The 1,566-nt window shown below is 45.9% G+C and carries 1 protein-coding gene; it reads left to right on the forward strand.

Annotated elements, in window-relative coordinates:
- Positions 1-1,566: two-partner secretion domain-containing protein (locus AC4II3_RS32660; protein ID WP_488029857.1), on the forward strand; the 1,566-nt coding region annotated here is incomplete at both ends.

The following is a 1,566-nucleotide window of genomic DNA, read 5'->3' on the forward strand; positions in this document are numbered from 1 at the left end:
AATTTAACGCTAGTCAAGCAGAGGATGAAGCGCCATTGTTGACAATTAATATACCCATGGGTGTGCAATTTGGTTCAACAGCTGAGTCGATAGTGGTCCAATCCCAAGCGGTTAATCCAGATTCCGATGCCACGGTGGGGATTGAGGTAGAGCCAGGGCAAACCATTGCCTTGCTAGGAGGAAATTTAGACTTTCCTGGTGGTGGATTGACCGCATCCGCAGGACGGATTGAACTGGGTAGTGTTGGACCCAACAGTGTAGTGTCTGTGACACCCCTGGCACAAGGATGGACAATGGGTTATGAAGGAATAGCCGAGTTTGGGGATATTAACCTGACTCAACAGGCGTTTGTGATTACCAATGGCGACAGTGGCGGCAATATTGAAATTCAAGGGAGAAACCTTAATGTCAAAAGCGGTTCTGCTATTAACGCTAATACCTTGGGAGCAACCGAAGGGGGAATTCTGCACATCCGAGCGACAGAATCAATAGAGATAAGTGCAACTGCAGAGGAAGTACTTGACTTACCTGGGTTTAGAGTTCGCTCAACTAGAAGTAACTTAGCGACAAGGGTCTTTGGTACAGCCGATGGTAATGATTTAATTATCGAGACTAAGGAGCTCAAAGTCGCTGGATTTGCTTTTATCTCAGCTAGCTCGATTGGTGCAGGAAATGCAGGAGATGTGGTTTTAGATGTGGAACGCTTACAGGTATTAGACGGAGCACAGATTGGTTCTGCAGCTGTTCGCTCTGGTGATGGTGCCAATATTACGGTCAGGGCGCAGTCTATCGAAATAATCGGTTTTAGGGAAGGCACTTCGGGTCTTGTTAGCAGTGGTTTATTTGTTGCTCCTCAGTTTCCGAGCACAACTGGTAACGGGGGAAATATAACCATTGACACAGAGCACTTGACAATCGCTCAGGGAGGAGTCATTGGAGCTGCAACATTGGGAGCGGGCAATTCTGGCAATATAACGATCCGAGCTACTGAAGTGGAGGTCAGGGATGCCGTTGTGGATTTTAGTGGAGCATCAGGTGGAATAATTGCTTCTGTACTAAGAGATGGCCAAGGGGATGGTGGCAATATCAAGATTACAACCGAAGGTTTACGTGTCTTGGATGGAGGACAGATAATTGCTTCAACATCCGGTGGGGGACAAGCGGGAGAGATTGAGATTGAAGCCAGGGAAATTGAAGTCAGGGGTATCTCAGAAGATGGTCAGTTCTTCAGTAGCATATCGGCTTTCTCAACCACTGATGCTCCTGCTGGTTCCATCGACATTAATAGTACTAATTTAACTGTGGGGAATAGTGCGGAAATTTCTGTCAGTGGTGTTACCAAAAATTCTGGTAATCTCAATATTACTGCTAATTCGATTAATCTTGACCATCAAGGTAGTTTAAAAGCAGAAGTGCCCGCCGGAAATGGAGGTAACATTCAGCTCAAGTCTAATTTACTACTGTTGCGCAACAACAGCCAGATTACTACTGACGCGAGTGGCACAGCTACTGGTGGTAATATCACCCTTGAAACTATTAACCTAATTGCCCTAGAAAATAGCGATA

The organism is Moorena sp. (genome assembly GCF_982860115.1).